Annotated in this window: 15 protein-coding genes and 2 pseudogenes; 16 read left to right on the top strand and 1 reads right to left on the bottom strand. The window is 63.0% G+C overall.

The features are described 5' to 3' along the window. Positions 1–82: 82 nt before the first annotated feature. The 16 genes and pseudogenes from ABIE53_RS15565 to cysM all read left to right on the top strand — a co-directional run bounded on the left by ABIE53_RS15565 (position 83) and on the right by cysM (position 16,945). Positions 83–685, top strand: coding sequence for a DUF2059 domain-containing protein (locus ABIE53_RS15565; protein ID WP_006050247.1), 603 nt, complete (start codon positions 83–85; stop codon positions 683–685). Positions 686–1,001: 316 nt separating this feature from the next. Beyond that, positions 1,002–2,085, top strand: a pseudogene (serC, locus tag ABIE53_RS15560) (3-phosphoserine/phosphohydroxythreonine transaminase). A gap of 75 nt (positions 2,086–2,160) precedes the next feature. Beyond that, positions 2,161–3,243: a prephenate dehydratase gene (pheA, locus tag ABIE53_RS15555; RefSeq protein WP_006050249.1), complete on the top strand. Its 1,083-nt coding sequence runs from the start codon at positions 2,161–2,163 to the stop codon at positions 3,241–3,243. An 87-nt stretch (positions 3,244–3,330) separates the two neighbouring features. Next, positions 3,331–4,443 (top strand): histidinol-phosphate transaminase, encoded by a 1,113-nt coding sequence (gene hisC, locus ABIE53_RS15550; protein WP_053858595.1) that lies wholly within the window; start codon positions 3,331–3,333, stop codon positions 4,441–4,443. Positions 4,444–4,494: 51 nt separating this feature from the next. Next, positions 4,495–5,436, top strand: coding sequence for a prephenate dehydrogenase (locus ABIE53_RS15545; RefSeq protein ID WP_192698776.1), 942 nt, complete (start codon positions 4,495–4,497; stop codon positions 5,434–5,436). A 33-nt stretch (positions 5,437–5,469) separates the two neighbouring features. Continuing rightward, positions 5,470–6,774, top strand: a complete 1,305-nt coding sequence (gene aroA, locus ABIE53_RS15540) for a 3-phosphoshikimate 1-carboxyvinyltransferase (protein ID WP_192698777.1) — start codon at positions 5,470–5,472, stop codon at positions 6,772–6,774. Positions 6,775–6,808: 34 nt separating this feature from the next. After that, positions 6,809–7,492, top strand: coding sequence for a (d)CMP kinase (gene cmk, locus ABIE53_RS15535; protein ID WP_006050253.1), 684 nt, complete (start codon positions 6,809–6,811; stop codon positions 7,490–7,492). Between the two features lie 188 nt (positions 7,493–7,680). Beyond that, the gene (rpsA, locus tag ABIE53_RS15530) at positions 7,681–9,414 is read left to right on the top strand and encodes a 30S ribosomal protein S1 (protein ID WP_006050254.1); all 1,734 of its coding nucleotides are present in this window, start codon (positions 7,681–7,683) and stop codon (positions 9,412–9,414) included. A 94-nt stretch (positions 9,415–9,508) separates the two neighbouring features. Then, a complete protein-coding gene (locus ABIE53_RS15525; RefSeq protein ID WP_006050255.1) occupies positions 9,509–9,832 on the top strand; it encodes an integration host factor subunit beta in 324 nt (107 codons plus the stop codon). Between the two features lie 383 nt (positions 9,833–10,215). After that, positions 10,216–10,509, top strand: coding sequence for a LapA family protein (locus ABIE53_RS15520; RefSeq protein ID WP_029967902.1), 294 nt, complete (start codon positions 10,216–10,218; stop codon positions 10,507–10,509). Positions 10,510–10,579: 70 nt separating this feature from the next. After that, entirely contained in the window at positions 10,580–11,755 is a 1,176-nt protein-coding gene (gene lapB, locus ABIE53_RS15515) for a lipopolysaccharide assembly protein LapB (protein ID WP_006050257.1), read from the top strand. 68 nt (positions 11,756–11,823) lie between these two features. After that, positions 11,824–13,227, top strand: coding sequence for a UDP-glucose dehydrogenase family protein (locus ABIE53_RS15510; RefSeq protein WP_029967901.1), 1,404 nt, complete (start codon positions 11,824–11,826; stop codon positions 13,225–13,227). Further along, a complete protein-coding gene (rfaE1, locus tag ABIE53_RS15505) occupies positions 13,193–14,206 on the top strand; it encodes a D-glycero-beta-D-manno-heptose-7-phosphate kinase (protein WP_114156364.1) in 1,014 nt (337 codons plus the stop codon). The genes ABIE53_RS15510 and rfaE1 overlap by 35 nt, the downstream gene beginning before the upstream one ends. A gap of 141 nt (positions 14,207–14,347) precedes the next feature. Next, entirely contained in the window at positions 14,348–15,340 is a 993-nt protein-coding gene (gene rfaD / locus ABIE53_RS15500) for an ADP-glyceromanno-heptose 6-epimerase (RefSeq protein ID WP_006050260.1), read from the top strand. Between the two features lie 76 nt (positions 15,341–15,416). Further along, a complete protein-coding gene (locus ABIE53_RS15495) occupies positions 15,417–15,782 on the top strand; it encodes a ComEA family DNA-binding protein (RefSeq protein ID WP_006050261.1) in 366 nt (121 codons plus the stop codon). A 259-nt stretch (positions 15,783–16,041) separates the two neighbouring features. Continuing rightward, positions 16,042–16,945 (top strand): annotated as a pseudogene (cysM, locus tag ABIE53_RS15490) (cysteine synthase CysM). A 139-nt stretch (positions 16,946–17,084) separates the two neighbouring features. On the opposite strand, the gene mltB reads toward cysM, so the two are convergent. Continuing rightward, complete coding sequence (gene mltB / locus ABIE53_RS15485) at positions 17,085–18,257, bottom strand: lytic murein transglycosylase B (protein ID WP_006050263.1); 1,173 nt, start codon at positions 18,255–18,257, stop codon at positions 17,085–17,087. Between the last annotated feature and the right edge of the window lie 39 nt (positions 18,258–18,296).

Here is an 18,296-nt window from a genome sequence, read left to right as displayed (position 1 = left end):
CTCCGCAGGACATATAGCGTGTCGGGCCGACACGCTTCTTGCGCGGCTGGCAGTTCAAGTTAATTTCTATTAGGGAGTAATGATGCAAAAACGATTCAAACAACTGATGTTGCTGGCTGCCCTCGTGCCGACCTTTGCCATGGCTCAAGCACTCCAGAGCCCGGGTTCGTCGGCTCCGGCTGCTGCTGCAGCACCGGTTGATCCGGCCAAGCAGGCTGCCATCAAGGACCTGCTGGACGCAATCGACGCGCAAAAGCTCGTCGGCGCAATTGGCAATAGCGCGCAAATGCAGGCAAAGCAGCTGGTTCCGGCAATCCTGTCGGACGCGCTGAGCGAAAACAAGACGCTGACGGACAAGCAGAAGCAGGCTTCCGTCCCGACGCTGCAAAAGAATGCAGTGCCGAAGCTGGTTGACGGCGCGGGCCAGGTGTTCGCGACGGACAGCTTCCGCCAGGACGCAATGCAAGCTCAGTACGACGCGTACGCGAAGTACTACAGCACGTCGGAAATCAAGGATCTGACTTCGTTCTACAAGAGCCCGACCGGCCGCAAGTTCATCCAGGTTCAAGACCAGGTTGGCCGCGACGTCGTCAATGGCTTGATGCAGAAGTACATGCCGCAATCGATCAAGGCAACGCGCGACCAGGCTGACAAGGAAGTCGCTTCGGTCAAGCCGGCTAAGTAAGCCCGACGCGAAAGCTGCACTGATACTGCGCTAGCGCGTCGCCCGGCGGTCTGATTCCAGGCCGCCGCGTTTGGCGGGTTAGCGGGGACAATGCGATAATGGCCGTTTGCGCGAGTGCGCAAACGGCCATTACTTTTTTCGGCGGGAAATGTCCACGCCGCAGCGGTCTGCCAGGCTGCAGCGGTCCAGTACCGCGATTCCCGTCGGCCAATAGATGTAGCCACTTTCCGGTAGTTTGTTTTCGCGGCGACCGACTCGCCGGCTCGCCGACCAGCGCCCCGGCTTTTCGTGTTCGCACCGCTTTCAGGATCTCACGATGCGCGTCTTTAATTTCTCCGCCGGCCCTGCGGCCATGCCCGAAGAAGTGCTGCGTCAGGCAGCCGACGAGATGCTCGACTGGCAAGGCAGCGGCATGAGCGTGATGGAAATGAGCCATCGCGGGAAAGAATTCATGTCGATCCACGAGGAAGCGCTCGTCGATCTGCGCGAATTGCTGGCCGTGCCGGCGAGCCATCGGATTCTGTTCCTGCAAGGCGGCGGTCTCGGCGAAAACGCGATCGTGCCGATGAACCTGCTGGGCTCCAAGCCCCGCGCCGATTTCATCGTCACCGGGTCGTGGTCGCAAAAGTCCTTCAAGGAAGCGCAGAAATACGGCACCGTGCACGTCGCCGCGAGCGGCCAGACGGCGGACGGCTTCACGCGCGCGCCGGCATTTGCCGAGTGGCAATTGTCGGACGACCCGGCTTATGTGCATCTGTGCACGAACGAGACGATCCACGGCGTCGAGACATTCGAGATTCCCGACCTCGGCAACATCCCGCTAGTGGCGGACGCGTCGTCGCACATCCTGTCGCGTCCCATGGACATCGCCAAATACGGTGTGCTGTTCGGCGGCGCGCAGAAGAACATCGGCATGGCCGGCGTGACGGTGGTGATCGTGCGCGAGGACATGCTGGAGCGCGCCATGCCCATCTGCCCGTCGGCGTTCGAATGGAAGACGGTCGCGGAAAACAATTCGATGTACAACACGCCGCCCACCTACGCGATCTACATCGCGGGGCTCGTGTTCAAATGGTTGAAAAAGCAGGGCGGCCTCGCTGCGATGGAAGCGCGCAATGTCGAAAAGTCGAAGCTGTTGTACGACGCAATCGACTCGAGCAGCTTCTATCTGAACAAGGTCGAGCGTGGCTCGCGCTCGCGGATGAACGTACCGTTTTTCCCTCGCCGACGAGTCGCGCAACGAAGATTTCCTTGCCGGCGCGAAAGCGCGGGGAATGGTGCAGCTCAAGGGCCACAAGTCCGTCGGCGGCATGCGGGCGTCGATTTATAACGCGGTCCCGCTCGAAGGCGTCAAAGCGCTTGTCGAATACATGAAGGAATTCGAACGCCACAGCGCCTGAGTGCTTCGGCATTCGGCGCGCGTATCCTTTCAGCATGCATTTTTGCAGCAGCTACCGGCAGGACCGTTTTCACGCATGGACGACGAACTCAATAATCGACTCAAGCCGCTTCGCGAACGCATCGACGCGCTCGACGCGCAGTTGATCGCGCTTCTCAATCAGCGCGCCGCGGTGGCGCTGGAAGTGGGCGAGGTCAAGAAGCATTTCAACGCGCCGGTGTTTCGGCCCGAGCGCGAACAGCAGGTGATCGCGCGTCTGCAGGACATGAGCGAAGGCCCGCTTGCGAGCGAGCACATCAGCGCAATCTGGCGCGAGATCATGGCCGCCAGCCGCGCGCTCGAAAAGACCATCAAGGCGGCGTATCTCGGGCCGGTCGGCACGTACAGCGAGCAGGCCATGCACGAGTACTTCGGCCAGTCGATCGAGGGTCTGCCATGCCCGTCGATCGACGAAGTATTCCGCTCCGTCGAGGCGGGCGCTGCCGAATTCGGCGTCGTGCCCGTCGAGAATTCGACCGAAGGCGCGGTGTCGCGCACGCTCGATCTGCTGTTGCAAACGCAACTGACCATCGGCGGCGAACTTGCGTTGCCGATTCATCACAATCTGCTGACGCTGAACGGCGGCCTGACCGGCGTCACGCGCGTTTGCGCGCACGCGCAGGCGCTCGCCCAATGTCAGCGCTGGCTCGCGACGAATGCGCCGCATCTGGAACGCCAGGCGGTATCGAGCAACGCGGAAGCGGCGCGCATGGCGGCGGAAGATCCGAGCGTCGCGGCCATCGCCGGCGATCGCGCGGCGACTCACTACGGTTTGCAGGTCGCCTACGCGCTGATTCAGGACGATCCGCACAACCGCACGCGCTTCGTCATGATCGGCAAGGAGCGCACGGGCGCGAGCGGCAATGACCAGACGTCGCTGATCGTGTCCGTGCCGAACGAGCCGGGCGCGGTGTTCAAGCTGCTGGAGCCGCTCGCGCGCCATAGCGTGTCGATGACGCGCTTCGAATCGCGGCCCGCGCGCGTGGGCACGTGGGAGTACTACTTCTACATCGACGTCGAAGGCCATCGCGACGATCCCGCAGTGGCCGCCGCGCTGACCGAACTCGGTGAGAAGGCAGCATTCCTGAAGATTCTGGGCTCGTATCCGCGCGCCCGCTAACAACACTGCCACGCGGCGGGCAAGCGCGAGTCAGGCAGTATGCCGACGCGCTCGCCGCGACTTTTCCAATAATCGTTCGGAGATTTCATGACAACGTCCTTCGGTCCTTCTTACGTGCGCGCCATAGCGCCTTACATCGCCGGCAAGCCGATTTCGGAAGTCGCGCGCGAGTTCGGGCTGGACGAAGCGAAGATCGTGAAACTGGCGTCGAACGAGAATCCGCTCGGCATGCCCGAGTCGGCTCAACGCGCGATGGCGCAGGCGGCGAGCGAGCTGGGCCGCTATCCCGATGCGAACGCGTTCGAACTGAAGACCGCGTTGAGCGAGCGCTACGGCGTACCGTCGGACTGGATCACGCTGGGTAACGGCAGCAACGACATTCTCGAAATTGCCGCGCACGCGTTCGTCGAAAAAGGCCAGGCGATTGTCTACGCGCAGTACTCGTTCGCGGTCTATGCGCTTGCCACGCAGGGTCTTGGCGCGCGCGCGATCGTCGTGCCGGCCGTCAAGTACGGCCACGATCTGGACGCGATGCTCGCCGCGATCACCGACGACACCCGTTTGATTTTCGTCGCCAATCCGAATAACCCGACCGGCACATTTATCGAAGGTCCGAAGCTCGAAGCGTTTCTCGACAAGGTGCCGCGCCACGTGGCCGTGGTGCTGGACGAGGCGTACACGGAATATCTGCCGGCAGAAAAGCGCTACGACTCGATCGGGTGGGTGCGCCGATATCCGAACCTGCTGGTGTCGCGTACGTTCTCGAAGGCGTTCGGCCTTGCAGGCTTGCGCGTCGGCTTCGCGATCGCGCAGCCCGAGTTGACCGATCTGTTGAACCGTCTGCGCCAGCCGTTCAATGTGAACACGCTCGCGCAAGCTGCGGCGATTGCCGCGCTCAACGACCAGGCGTTCCTCGAAAAGACCGCGGCGCTGAACGCGCAGGGCTATCGTCGTCTGACAGAAGCGTTCGACAAACTCGGCCTCGAATACGTGCCGTCTGACGGCAACTTCGTGCTGGTGCGCGTCGGCAATGACGACGCGGCGGGCAATCGCGTGAATCTCGAATTGCTGAAGCAGGGCGTGATCGTGCGTCCAGTCGGGAACTACGGTTTGCCGCAGTGGCTGCGCGTGACCATCGGGCTGCCGCAAGAAAACGAAGCGTTCATCGCCGCGCTCGAAAAAACCCTCGCCACCGTCTAGGCGGCGAATTCTGACCCGCGCGCCCGTCTATATGAGCGGCGCGCTTTTTGTGTGACCGACGTGGCCGCGTTTTCTTTTGACAAGCTGGTGATTTTCGGTGTCGGCCTGATCGGCGGATCGCTTGCGCGCGCGCTGCGCGAGCGCGGCGAAGCCGACGGGGCGCGCACGGTGATCGGCGTGGGCCGTTCGGCTGCGTCGAGCGCGCGCGCGCTGGAACTGGGCGTGATCGACGGCGCCGCCGCATTGAACGACGACGCGGCGTTGCGCAACGCGCTCGCGGGCGCCGACTTGGTGCTGCTCGCGGCGCCCGTCGCGCAGACCCAGCCGCTGCTCGAGCGCATCGCGCCGTTCCTCGACGCGAACACCATCGTGACCGATGCCGGCAGCACCAAGTCCGACGTCGTGGCCGCGGCTCGTGCCGCGCTCGGCGCGCGCATCGGGCAGTTCGTGCCGGGGCATCCAATCGCCGGCCGCGAGTCGAGCGGCGTCGAGGCCGCGTTGTCCGACCTGTACGTCGGCCGCAATGTCGTGCTGTGTCCGTTGCCGGAAAATGCACCGCATACCGTCGAGCGTGTGGCGGCGATGTGGCGCGCGACCGGCGCACTCGTGCGCGACATGGCGCCCGGCCAGCACGACCAGGTGTTTGCGTCGGTCAGTCATTTGCCGCATGTGTTGTCGTTCGCGCTCGTCGAGCAGATTCTGAATTCGCCCGATGCCGCGTTGAAGTTTTCTTTCGCCGCGGGCGGTTTTCGCGACTTCACGCGCATTGCGGCGTCGAGTCCCGAAATGTGGCGCGACGTCTGTGTCGCCAACCGCGCCGCACTGCTCGACGAACTCGACGCCTACACGGCGGTGCTCGCGCGGCTGCGCACGGCGATAGAAGCTGGCGACGGCGCCGCGCTCGAAGCCGTATTCGCGCGCTCGCGCGTGGCGCGCACAGAGTGGCAGGAACAACGCGCGGGCGGCGCCGCGCAAGGCGAGGCATCGAAATAGCCGCGTCGAAATAACCGGAAACTGGACTCAATCATGGAATTCCTCGATCTCGGACCATTTTCTCGTGCGTCCGGCACAGTTCGTCTGCCTGGCTCGAAAAGCATTTCGAACCGGGTGCTGCTGCTCGCCGCGCTCGCCGAAGGCGAAACGACGATCACGAACCTGCTCGATTCCGACGACACGCGCGTCATGCTCGACGCGCTCGAGAAACTCGGCGTGCGTCTGAAGCGCGAAGGCGACACGTGCGTCGTGACCGGCACGCGCGGCGCGTTCACCGCGCGCACGGCCGATCTCTTTCTCGGCAACGCCGGCACGGCGGTTCGCCCGCTGACGGCGGCGCTCGCCGTGAATGGCGGCAATTACCGCATCCACGGCGTGCCGCGCATGCATGAGCGGCCGATTGGCGACCTCGTCGACGGGCTGCGGCAGATCGGCGCGAGAATCGACTACGAGGAAAACGAGGGCTATCCGCCGCTGCGCATCCGCCCCGGGCAGATTTCCGCCGAGGCGCCGATCCGCGTGCGGGGCGACGTCTCGAGCCAATTCCTCACGTCGCTTCTGATGACGCTGCCGCTCGTGCGCACCGCAAGCGGCGTGACCACGGTTCAGGTGGACGGCGAACTGATCTCGAAGCCCTACATCGAGATCACGATCAAGCTGATGGCGCGTTTTGGCATCAACGTTGAGCGCAATGGCTGGCATCAGTTCGTCGTGCCGGCAGGACAGCGCTATCAGTCGCCGGGCACGATCATGGTGGAAGGCGATGCGTCGTCGGCGTCGTATCTGCTCGCGGCCGGGGCGCTCGGCGGCGGGCCGGTGAAAGTGGAAGGCGTCGGCCGTTCGAGCATTCAGGGCGACGTCGGCTTCGCGGACGCGCTCATCAGAATGGGCGCGAACCTGCAAATGGGCGACGACTGGATCGAAGTGCGCGGCGTCGGCACCGACCACGGCAAGCTCGACCCGATCGACATGGATTTCAACCTGATTCCGGACGCCGCGATGACCATCGCGGTCGCCGCGCTGTTCGCCGACGGCACGACCACGCTGCGCAACATCGCGAGCTGGCGCGTGAAAGAGACCGACCGGATCGCGGCCATGGCGACCGAACTTCGCAAGGTCGGCGCAAAAGTCGAGGAGGGCGAAGACTTCCTGATGGTCACGCCGCCTGAAAAGCTGATTCCGAACGCGTCGATCGACACGTACGACGATCACCGCATGGCGATGTGTTTTTCGCTCGTGAGCTTGGGCGGCGTGCCGGTGCGGATCAACGACCCGAAGTGCGTCGCGAAGACATTCCCCGATTATTTCGAGCGCTTCACCGCGCTCACTCACCCTTGATTCGCTACGAATCGCCTGACGTGCGACCTTTTCGATGAAACCGATCCGTCCCTTTCACCAGACGCCCGTCATTACAATCGACGGCCCCAGTGCCTCCGGCAAAGGCACCGTGGCCGCGCTGGTCGCCGCGAGCCTCGGCTTTCACCTGCTCGACAGCGGCGCGCTGTACCGGCTCGCGGCGCTCGCGAGCATCCGCTACAACGTCGCGGCAGACGACGTCGACGCGCTTGTAAAGCTGATCGACGACCTGCATATCACGTTTCGCGAGGGTTTGGCGCAACTGGACGGCGTCGACGTCTCGGCGGAAATTCGCGCGGAGGAAGTCGGCAGCCGCGCGTCGGCGATCGCCGTGCACGCGCCGGTGCGCGCCGCGCTGGTGGCGCGCCAACGGGCTTTTCGTAAGGAACCGGGGCTGGTCGCGGACGGTCGCGACATGGGCACCGTCATCTTCCAGGACGCCGTTCTGAAGGTGTTCATGACCGCCAGCGTGGAGGCCCGCGCGGCGCGGCGGCATAAGCAATTGATACAAAAAGGCTTTTCTGCTAATATTGATGACTTGCTCCGGGATTTGCGCGAGCGTGACGAGCGCGACAGTCAGCGCTCAGCCGCGCCGCTTAAGCCCGCAGCGGATGCAAAACTGCTCGACACGTCCGCCTTGTCGGTCGATCAGGCGGTCGAGCAGGTGGTGCAATGGTACGAAGCCCTGGTCCATGCGTGATTGATTGCCTGACGCATGGCTGCCATGAAGCATGGCTCTCGCCGAACAGGCGGCCGCGGTCGTAGTTTCATTGATTGCTGGTGCTTCGCGATGGTCGCGAAGCGTTGTATTAACCCTTTAACCCCGCGTGGCATTCGCATTCTTGCCGTAGTTGCTGACCGTCCGGCCAGCCGGGCAGCGCGAGAACCATGCAAATTTCGATTTTTATGTCCGACCTGCAAACCTCTACCCCGAATACCGAATCTTTTGCGGCTCTGTTCGAAGAGTCGCTGACCAAGCAAGACATGCGCGCCGGCGAAGTGATCTCCGCCGAAGTCGTGCGTGTCGACCACAACTTCGTGGTCGTCAACGCTGGTCTCAAGTCCGAAGCCTACATCCCGCTCGAAGAGTTCCTGAACGACGCGGGCGAGGTAGAAGTGCAGGCGGGCGACTTCGTTTCCGTCGCGATCGACGCGCTGGAAAACGGCTATGGCGACACGATCCTGTCGCGCGACAAGGCGAAGCGTCTGGCTTCGTGGCTGTCGCTGGAAAAGGCTCTCGACAACAACGAACTCGTGACCGGCACGATCACGGGCAAGGTCAAGGGCGGCATGACCGTGATGGTCAACGGCATCCGCGCGTTCCTGCCGGGTTCGCTGGTCGACACGCGTCCGGTCAAGGACACGACCCCGTACGAAGGCAAGACGCTGGAATTCCGCGTCATCAAGCTCGACCGCAAGCGTAACAACGTCGTGCTGTCGCGCCGCGCCGTGATCGAAGCAACCCAGGGCGAAGAGCGCGCGAAGCTGCTCGAAACGCTGAAGGAAGGCGCGATCGTGGAAGGCGTGGTGAAGAACATCACCGACTACGGCGCGTTCGTGGACCTCGGCGGTATCGACGGCTTGCTGCACATCACCGACATCGCATGGCGTCGCGTGCGTCACCCGAGCGAAGTGCTGTCGGTTGGCCAGGAAGTCACCGCGAAGATCCTCAAGTTCGACCAGGAAAAGAACCGCGTTTCGCTCGGTATCAAGCAACTGGGCGACGATCCGTGGGAAGGCATCTCGCGCCGTTACCCGTCGGGCACGCGTCTGTTCGGTAAGGTCACCAACATCACCGACTACGGCGCATTCGTCGAAGTGGAATCGGGCATCGAAGGCCTCGTCCACGTGTCGGAAATGGACTGGACGAACAAGAACGTTGCACCGTCGAAGGTTGTGCAACTGGGCGATGAAGTCGAAGTCATGGTTCTCGAAATCGACGAAGACCGCCGCCGTATCAGCCTCGGCATGAAGCAGTGCAAGCCGAACCCGTGGGACGACTTCAGCCGCAACTTCAAGAAGGGCGACAAGCTGCAAGGCGCAATCAAGTCGATCACCGACTTCGGCGTCTTCATCGGTCTGCCGGGCGGCATCGACGGTCTGGTTCACCTGTCGGACCTGTCGTGGTCGGAAACGGGCGAAGAAGCCGTTCGCAAGTACAAGAAGGGCGACGAAGTGGAAGCGATTGTTCTCGGCATCGACGTCGAGAAGGAACGCATTTCGCTGGGTATCAAGCAGCTCGAAGGCGACCCGTTCAGCAACTTCGTTGCAATGAACGACAAGGGTTCGATCGTCGACGGCGTGGTCAAGACGGTGGACGCGAAGGGTGCAGTGGTTCAGTTGTCGACGGAAGTCGAAGGCTACCTGCGCGCTTCCGAAATCGCACAAGACCGCGTGGAAGATGCTCGCAACGTGCTGAAGGAAGGCGACAAGGTCAACGCGATGATCATCAACATCGATCGCAAGTCGCGTGGCATCAACCTGTCGATCAAGGCGAAGGACTCGGCTGAGCAACAGGAAGCGATCCGCGGCCTGGCTTCGTCGGATTCCAGCGCGGCTGCTACCGGCACGACGAACCTCGGCGCGCTGCTGAAGGCCAAGCTCGACGGCCAGAACCAGTAATTGAGGAACGCCCCCAACCTGCCGTTCGCGGCAGGTTCCCCAACGGGGAAGTTTTGGGGGTGGCTCGGCGTTTTCTTGAGAGGTCTGCTGCAGTATGACCAAATCGGAATTGGTCGCCCAACTGGCTACGCGTTTTCCGCAACTTGTATTGAAAGATGCGGATTTCGCGGTCAAGACGATGCTCGATGCGATGTCTGAGGCGCTTGCCAAAGGTCACCGCATCGAAATTCGAGGTTTCGGCAGCTTTGGCCTGAACCGCCGTCCTTCCCGCGTCGGGCGCAATCCGAAGTCGGGCGAAAAAGTGCTGGTGCCTGAGAAGTACGTACCGCATTTCAAGCCGGGCAAGGAGTTGCGTGAGCGGGTCGATCGTCGTGCGGGCGAGCCGTTGAAGGCCGAAGAGCCGGATGACGATCTGTAAAAGACCGCTCTGTGCGCGTTATGCACTCTGCAGCGGTCGGCAAAAGACCAGAAAAAGCGCCTTTAGGCGCTTTTTTTTTCGCCCGTGCGCTTTGTCGACACGCAGGCATGTACTCCACTAACGGCGCCCCGAGCCGCGCTATCAGTCGCGCTCGAAACCGCGCTTCCGGCGAGCCGCGCTTTTACTCCAGCTTCCTGTCCCGCTCCCAGCCGCATTTCGCATCGCGTTTCGCCGGCACATTCTGTAAGCCCGCGATCCGCCAGTTCCTGCCCAGCCGCGAGGGCTTCAATTACAATACGGGTCACTTCGGCGCGGGCAAACACCGTGGCGCGACGCGTCATCAAGCCGGCGTCACCCCGCAACTGCCGTCAAGAGATCTATTCATGAAATTTATCGTCTGGCTGATCCGTGTACTGGTGTTCGTGCTGCTGCTGGTGCTCGCACTCTCCAATACACAACCCGCTACGCTGAATTTCCTCGCGGGTTACGCCTGGTCGGCACCGCTCATCCTGATCGGCCTCGCGTTTTTCGCGGTCGGGCTTGTCGCCGGCCTCGTTTCGTCGATGCCGGCCGTGGTCCGCCTTCGCATGGAAAACGGCCGCTTGAAGCGCGAGTTGCGGGTGGCTCGCGAGGCGCCGGTGGTTGTCGAACAGCCGCCCATGCCGCCGTTGATCTGATTGTGCCGTTCGCCGCGCGCCCCTTGCGCGGCATCCCGTTCCCGCCTTCCGGCTCATTTGCATTCATCGCATGGATCTAGACTTCTGGTGGCTGCTCGTCATTCCCGTCGCTTTCGCGTTCGGCTGGATGGCTGCGCGCTACGACCTCAAGACGCTGCTGTCAGAAAGCGCCAATCTGCCGCGTTCCTATTTCCGCGGCCTCAACTTCCTGCTCAACGAGCAGCCGGACCAGGCGATCGACGCGTTTATCGAAGTCGTCAAGCTCGATCCCGAAACCGTCGAATTGCATTTCGCGCTCGGCAACCTGTTCCGCCGCCGCGGGGAAACGGATCGCGCGATACGCGTGCATCAGAATCTTCTCAGCCGCGCCGATCTGCCGGTCAGTGAGCGCGATCACGCGCTCTTCGAACTCGGGCAGGACTTCCTGAAGGCCGGTCTGCTGGACCGCGCGGAAGAAACCTTCCGTTCGCTCGAAACCGGCGACTACGCGTTGGGCGCGCAGCGCGCGCTCCTCACCATCTACGAAATCGAGAAGGACTGGATCAAGTCGATCGACACCGCCCGGCATCTCGAAACGATGGGCGCCGAGTCGCTGGACAAGGAAATCGCGCAGTTCCATTGCGAGCTCGCGCAGGAAGCGCTGCAACATCAGAAGCCCGACGAAGCGCGCCGTCAACTCGGCTTCGCGCTGAAGGCGAACCCCGGCAACGTGCGCGCCACGATTCTGTTCGGCGATGTCGACGCAGCCGGCGGCGCGCAGGAAGCCGCGATCGCGCAATGGCGGCGCGTCGAGGAGCAGAATCCGGCGTATCTGCCGCTCGTCGCCGAAAAGCTGATGAAGGCCTATGAAGCGCTCGGCCGCGCGCAGGAAGGCGCCGATCTGCTGACCACGTGGGTCGACCGCTATCCGAGCAACGATCTGCTCGACGTCGCCTATCAGCACGTCGCGTCGTTGCGCGGGCCGGACGCCGCGCACGCGCTGGCCCGTTCGCAGATGCAGAAGTCGCCGAATCTCGCCGGCATGACGCGCCTGCTTGAGGCGCAGCAGGCTGTCGCGGAAGAGCCGCGGCGCAGCGAGCTCGAACTGATGCGCACGCTAATCCGCCAGCGCACCAAGAATCTGCCGCGCTATACGTGCCAGAATTGCGGTTTCAGGGCGCGGCTTTTCTACTGGCAGTGTCCCGGCTGCAGCGGTTGGGAAACCTACGCGCCGCGCCGGGTCGAGCCGATCACTGCGTCGAACTGAGGTCGCCCGCGGCTTCGGCAGCGTGTTCATGACCGGGATCATCACCGGAACTTTCAACCGGAAAGCGTATGAAAATCACCATTATCGGCACTGGCTATGTGGGCCTCGTCACGGGCGCATGTCTCGCTGAAATCGGCAACGACGTCTTCTGTCTCGACGTCGATCCGCGCAAGATCGAAATCCTCAACAACGGTGGCGTGCCGATCCACGAGCCGGGCCTGCAGGAAATCATCGCGCGCACGCGCGCGGCCGGGCGCATCACGTTTTCGACGGACATCGAGGCGAGCGTGGCACACGGCGACGTGCAGTTCATCGCGGTAGGCACGCCGCCCGACGAAGACGGCTCGGCGGATCTGCAATACGTGCTCGAAGCGGCGCGCAATATCGGCCGCACGATGAACGGCTTCAAGGTGATTGTCGATAAGTCGACGGTGCCGGTCGGCACCGCGCAGCGCGTGCGCGCGGTCGTCGAAGAAGAGCTCGCGAAGCGCGGGCTCGCGGGCAGCGAAAAGCATCGCTTCTCGGTCGTGTCGAATCCCGAGTTTCTGAAGGAAGGCGCGGCGGTGGACGACTTCATGCGGCCCGACCGCATCGTGCTCGGCAGCGACGAAGACCAGGCCGGCCAGCGCGCGCGCGAACTGATGAAGCGCCTCTACGCGCCGTTCAATCGCAACCACGAACGCACGCTCTACATGGACGTGCGCTCGGCCGAATTCACGAAATACGCGGCCAACGCGATGCTGGCCACGCGCATCTCGTTCATGAACGAAATGTCGAATCTCGCGGACCGCGTCGGCGCCGACATCGAGGCGGTGCGCCGCGGCATCGGCTCCGATCCGCGTATCGGCTATCACTTCCTGTACGCCGGCTGCGGCTACGGCGGCTCGTGCTTCCCGAAAGACGTGCAGGCTTTGATTCGCACCGCGAGCGAAGAGGGCCACAATCTGCGCATTCTCGAAGCCGTCGAGGAAGTGAACGACAAGCAGAAAGACGTGCTCGTGCAGAAGATCACGCACAAGTGGGGCAACGATCTGGCCGGCCGCACGTTCGCCGTCTGGGGCCTCGCGTTCAAGCCGAATACCGACGACATGCGCGAAGCGCCGAGCCGTCGCGTGATCGCCGAGCTTCTCGCGCGCGGCGCGCAGGTGCGCGCGTACGATCCGGTGGCCGTGACCGAAGCCCGCCGCGTCTTCGCGATGGATCTGCACGACGCGCCCGACCAGCTCGCGCGTCTCACGTTCACGAGCACGCAGGACGAAACGCTCACGAACGCCGATGCGCTTGTGGTCGTCACCGAATGGAAGGAGTTCAAGAGCCCGGACTTCGTGCATCTGAAATCGGTGCTGAAGTCGCCGGTCATTTTCGACGGCCGCAATCTGTACGAGCCGGATGCGATGAACGAACTCGGCATCGACTATCACTCGATTGGACGCCCCTATGCCCAACCCACTGAACTTGCGACCGATGTCTGAGGCGCGGCCCGGCTCCATCACACCATCGCCGTCGCTGTCGCCGGCACTGACGGTGGTGCCGCGCGCGCAACTCGCGGCCGCGCGCGTGCTTGTCGTCGGCGACGTGATGCTCGATCGCTATTGGTTCGGCGACGTCAATCGCATCTCGCCGGAAGCACCGGTGCCGGTCGTGCACGTGCAGCGCCAGGAAGACCGCCTCGGCGGCGCGGCCAACGTCGCGCGCAATGCGGCGGCGCTCGGCGCGCAAGCGGGCCTGCTGTGCGTCGTCGGACATGACGAGCCCGGCGAGCGCATCGTGCAGTTGCTCGGCGAGAGCGGCGTGAATCCGCATCTGGAACGCGACCCCGCGCTGCTCACGACGATCAAGCTGCGCGTGCTGTCGCGTCAACAGCAGTTGCTGCGTGTCGATTTCGAGAACTCGCCGGCGCACGAGGTGCTGCTTGCAAGCCTCGCGCGCTTCGACGAATTGCTGCCCGCGCACGACGTGATCCTGATGTCCGATTACGCGAAGGGCGGGCTGACGCACGTCACGCAGATGATCGCGAGAGCGCATGCCGCGGGCAAGCCTGTGCTGGTCGATCCGAAGGGCGACGACTGGGAGCGTTATCGCGGCGCCACGCTCATCACGCCGAATCGCGCGGAGTTGCGCGAGGTGGTCGGCCAGTGGAAGTCGGAAGAAGACCTGATCGAGCGCGTGAACAAACTGCGCGCGGATCTGCAGTTCAAGGCGCTGTTGCTCACGCGTTCGGAAGAAGGCATGACGCTCTTCTCCGACGACGGCATCCTGCACGCATCGGCCGTCGCGCGCGAAGTGTATGATGTTTCGGGCGCGGGCGACACCGTGATCGCGACGCTCGCGGCCATGCTGGGCGCGGGTCTCACGCTGGTCGAAGCAGTCGGTCTAGCCAATCGCGCGGCCGGCATCGTGGTCGGCAAACTGGGCACGGCCACCGTCGACTACGACGAACTCTTTCACTGACGCGGCCCGCCCGATCCTGCACCGCAAGCCGACGGCAGCGCGCAAGAAGGATCGGCGGAACGCCAACCAGACCTGCCGATCGAGGCCGGCGTCTCGTCGTCCGCTTCGATCCTACACAAGGCTCATTACCGCGGGACCATCATGACTCTCATCGTCACCGGCGCGGCCGGCTTTATCGGCAGCAACCTCGTGAAAGCGCTCAACGAGCGCGGCGAACAACGCATCATCGCCGTCGACAATCTGACGCGCGCCGACAAGTTCAAGAATCTGGTCGACTGCGAAATCGACGACTATCTGGATAAGACCGAATTCGTCGAGCGCTTCAAGCGCGGCGACTTCGGCAAAGTGCGCGCGATCTTCCACGAAGGCGCCTGTTCGGACACGATGGAAACCGACGGCCGCTACATGATGGACAACAACTTCCGCTACAGCCGCGACGTGCTCGACGTGTGCCTCGCGCAGAACATCCAGTTCCTGTACGCGTCGTCGGCGGCAACGTATGGCGGCTCGAGCCGTTTCGTCGAAGAACGCGAAGTCGAGCAGCCGCTGAACGTGTACGGCTATTCGAAGTTTCTGTTCGACCAGGTGATCCGCCGCGTGCTGCCCACCGCGAAAAGCCAGATCGCGGGCTTTCGCTATTTCAACGTCTACGGTCCGCGCGAAACGCATAAGGCGCGCATGGCGTCGGTAGCGTTTCACAACTTCAACCAGTTCCGCGCCGAGGGCAAGGTCAAGCTGTTCGGCGAATACAACGGCTATGCCGCGGGCGAGCAGACGCGCGATTTCGTCTCGGTGGAAGACGTGGTCAAGGTCAACCTGTTCTTCTTCGACAACCCGGACAAGTCGGGCATCTTCAATCTGGGCAGCGGACGCGCGCAGCCGTTCAACGACATCGCGAGCACGGTGGTCAACACCCTGCGCGCGCTGAACAACGAGCCGCCGCTGTCGCTCGCCGACCAGGTGCAGCGCGGGCTGATCGAATACATTCCGTTCCCCGACGCATTGCGCGGCAAGTATCAGTGCTTCACGCAGGCGGATCAGTCGAAGCTGCGCGCGGCCGGCTACGATGCGCCGTTTCTGAGCGTGCAGGAAGGTGTCGACCGATACGTACGTTGGCTATTCGGCCAGGTGTAAATAGTTCGGATACCTGTTTAAACTGGAATCTCCCGGTTGGTGATGTCGCCGACCGGTTGTACAAGGGAGATTCCATATGTTTCGAAAAATTCTGGTTACCGCAGCAATGCTCGCCGCTTTCGGCCACGCGTATGCGTCGGTTGACGTCAACACGGCTAACGAGGACGCGCTGCGCGGCGTCAAAGGCATCGGTCCTGCCAAAGCGAAAGCCATTCTCGAAGAGCGCGCCGCACATGGTCCGTTCAAGGACCCGGCCGACCTCGGCAAGCGCGTCAAGGGCATGGGCGGGCATACCGTCGAGCGCCTGCAGGCGGAGGGTCTCGCTGTCGGTCCGGCTGGCGCGGCTGCTGGCCCGCAGGTTGCGGCGTCTTCACAGAACAAGGGCGCGGCCGTTGCGGCCAATACGCCGAAAGGCGGCGCTACCGTGGCGGTGAAGAAATAGCCTGACAGCCTGACGCGGGCTCGCGCGCGGCGCGTGTAGCCGCGCGCGATTCGCCATCGTTGTCCTTCATGGTCGGAGCCGGCAACGCCGCTCCTTAAGCTGTCATTCGCATGACTGGCTCCCGCGGTACTCAGCCGCGGGTTTTTTGCGTGGGCGCTGCGTGCATCCATGCGCGCAGAAGGGCCGCGCGGCAGCGGCGGGCACCGTGGTTTAGAATCGATGGATTGAGACTCCGCGCATCGACAGCACCTGAACCGATATGGCTTACAAAACGATTGAAGACACGATCGGCAATACGCCGCTCGTGCAACTCGTCCGGCTCACCGACGACGAGATCCGCAGCCGCAATAACGTGGTGCTCGCCAAGCTCGAGGGCAACAATCCCGCCGGCTCGGTGAAGGACCGCCCGGCGTTGTCGATGATCAAGAAAGCGGAAGCGCGCGGCCGTATCAAACCGGGCGACACGCTGATCGAATCGACGAGCGGCAACACCGGCATCGCACTCGCGATGGCCGCGGCGATCCGCGGCTACAAGATGGTGCTGATCATGCCGGAAGACCTGTCGGTGGAGCGCCGTCAGAGCATGGCCGCGTATGGCGCGCAAATCATCCTCACGCCGGTCACGGGCGGCATGGAGTACGCGCGCGATCTTGCCGAACAGATGCAGCGCGACGGCAAGGGCATCATCCTCGATCAGTTCGCGAACCCGGACAATCCGGCGTCGCACGTCGAAGGTACGGGCCCCGAAATCTGGCGCGATACCGAAGGGCGCATCACCCACTTCGTTTCGTCGATGGGGACGACCGGCACGATCATGGGCGTGTCCACGTATCTGAAGCAGCAGAACCAGGCAATCGAGATTATCGGCGCGCAGCCGGAGGAAGGTTCGCGCATTCCAGGCATCCGCAAATGGCCGGAAGCGTATCTGCCGAAAATTTTCGACCGCAGCCGCGTGGATCGCGTCGAGAACGTGAGCCAGGCGGCAGCCGAGGCAATGGCCCGGCGGCTTGCATCGGTGGAAGGGATCTTCGCGGGCATTTCGTCGGGCGGCGCGTGCGAAGTCGCGTTGCGCGTCGCGCGGCAAATCGAGAACGCGACCATCGTGTTTATCGTCTGCGATCGCGGGCGACCGTTATTTGTCGACGGGCGTGTTTCCGGCGTAAGGCGGCAATACGGGTGCGGCTGGCGGCGTTCGGCGCCTTGCTGCTTGCGGACAAAGAAAAAAGCGCCTGCCGGCGCTTTTTTCTTTTCCATCACATCACATGCGAAGCGATCCGACAGCGCGCCTCGCGCTGCCTAACTTCATTGCGAAGCGTCGCTCGCCGGCGCCGCGTTATCGACGGAATTGCCGTTGGAATTTCCGTTGGCATTGCCGCCGTCGCTCGCTTCCATCTGCGACTTGATGCGCTGCCCCAACTGATAAACCGCGAGCGCATAAAAGAAGCTGCGGTTATAGCGCGTCAGCACATAGAAGTTCTTCAGGCCCAGCATGTATTCCGTGCCGCGTCCGGGCGAGGGCAGATCCACCACCGTGACCGGCGTTGCCACTTCGGAAGAGATATTTACGTTCGGCTCATTGAGCACGAGCCCGGCGCGCAACAACTGGTCGAGCGGCCAATGCGGCTCCGGCGCACCGTCGGCGGCTGCTTGCGCGACGCCGAGGCTGCCCGCATCGCTACCGATCTTCCACACGACCGGCCGGCCGTTCTCCCAACCGTTCTTGCGCAGATAGTTGGCGACGCTGCCGATTGCATCCGCCTGGCTCGTGCGCAGGTCGATGTCCTTGTGGCCATCGTAGCTGACCGCATACTGCACGATGCTGCTCGGCAGAAATTGCGGAATGCCGATCGCGCCGGTGTACGAGCCGAGCACCGTGCTCGGATCGATCTGCGAATCGCGCGTCCACACCAGGTAGTCTTCGAGATTCTTGCGGAAGGTCGCCTGGCGGTCCGCGCGATTCGGTGTATTCGGGTAATCGAAACTGAGCGTGGTCAGTGCGTCGAGCACACGGAAGTTGCCCATGAAACGCCCGTAAATCGTCTCCACGCCGAGAATGCCGACGATCACTTCCGGCGGCACGCCGAACTCTTCATACGCGCGCTGCAGCGTGGCCCGATTCGCGCGCCAGAAACGGATGCCGGCGTTGATGCGGATCTGATCGAGAAAGCGCGACTGGTACACGCGCCAGTTTTTCACCGCGGCCGACGGCGACGGCGTGACCAGCTTCACCGCGGTCGCCGAATAGCTGACGCCGGCAAACAGCGAATGCAGCGCGGCTTCGTCGAAATCGTAGCGCGCCGCCATGTCGTTGATGAACGCATCGACATTCGCGTTGTTCGCGTAACGCTGCGGAATAATTTCTTCCTCAAACGTTTGCCCTTGCGGAACGGCGGTTTGCGGCTGCGCCTGAGCGACAAGTACGGGCGGTTTTTTGCCGGTGCTCTGCGCGAGAGCCGGAGTGGTTGCCATGAACATGCACGATGCGGTGGAGAGTGCGGCGGCGATGGTTCGGAT

The organism is Paraburkholderia sp. OAS925 (assembly GCF_040543975.1).
In the GTDB taxonomy this organism is placed as follows: Bacteria; Pseudomonadota; Gammaproteobacteria; order Burkholderiales; family Burkholderiaceae; genus Paraburkholderia; species Paraburkholderia graminis.
This window is presented reverse-complemented; position numbering and strand designations above follow the sequence as displayed.

Bases quoted from the DNA above. Each gene is read 5' to 3' on its own strand.
- ABIE53_RS15565 (WP_006050247.1), top strand. From the start codon at position 83: ATGCAAAAACGATTCAAACAACTGATGTTGCTGGCTGCCCTCGTGCCG.
- pheA (WP_006050249.1), top strand. From the start codon at position 2,161: ATGGACGACGAACTCAATAATCGACTCAAGCCGCTTCGCGAACGCATC.
- hisC (WP_053858595.1), top strand. From the start codon at position 3,331: ATGACAACGTCCTTCGGTCCTTCTTACGTGCGCGCCATAGCGCCTTAC.
- aroA (WP_192698777.1), top strand. From the start codon at position 5,470: ATGGAATTCCTCGATCTCGGACCATTTTCTCGTGCGTCCGGCACAGTT.
- cmk (WP_006050253.1), top strand. From the start codon at position 6,809: ATGAAACCGATCCGTCCCTTTCACCAGACGCCCGTCATTACAATCGAC.
- rpsA (WP_006050254.1), top strand. From the start codon at position 7,681: ATGCAAATTTCGATTTTTATGTCCGACCTGCAAACCTCTACCCCGAAT.
- ABIE53_RS15525 (WP_006050255.1), top strand. From the start codon at position 9,509: ATGACCAAATCGGAATTGGTCGCCCAACTGGCTACGCGTTTTCCGCAA.
- ABIE53_RS15520 (WP_029967902.1), top strand. From the start codon at position 10,216: ATGAAATTTATCGTCTGGCTGATCCGTGTACTGGTGTTCGTGCTGCTG.
- lapB (WP_006050257.1), top strand. From the start codon at position 10,580: ATGGATCTAGACTTCTGGTGGCTGCTCGTCATTCCCGTCGCTTTCGCG.
- ABIE53_RS15510 (WP_029967901.1), top strand. From the start codon at position 11,824: ATGAAAATCACCATTATCGGCACTGGCTATGTGGGCCTCGTCACGGGC.
- rfaE1 (WP_114156364.1), top strand. From the start codon at position 13,193: ATGCCCAACCCACTGAACTTGCGACCGATGTCTGAGGCGCGGCCCGGC.
- rfaD (WP_006050260.1), top strand. From the start codon at position 14,348: ATGACTCTCATCGTCACCGGCGCGGCCGGCTTTATCGGCAGCAACCTC.
- ABIE53_RS15495 (WP_006050261.1), top strand. From the start codon at position 15,417: ATGTTTCGAAAAATTCTGGTTACCGCAGCAATGCTCGCCGCTTTCGGC.
- mltB (WP_006050263.1), bottom strand. From the start codon at position 18,257: ATGTTCATGGCAACCACTCCGGCTCTCGCGCAGAGCACCGGCAAAAAA.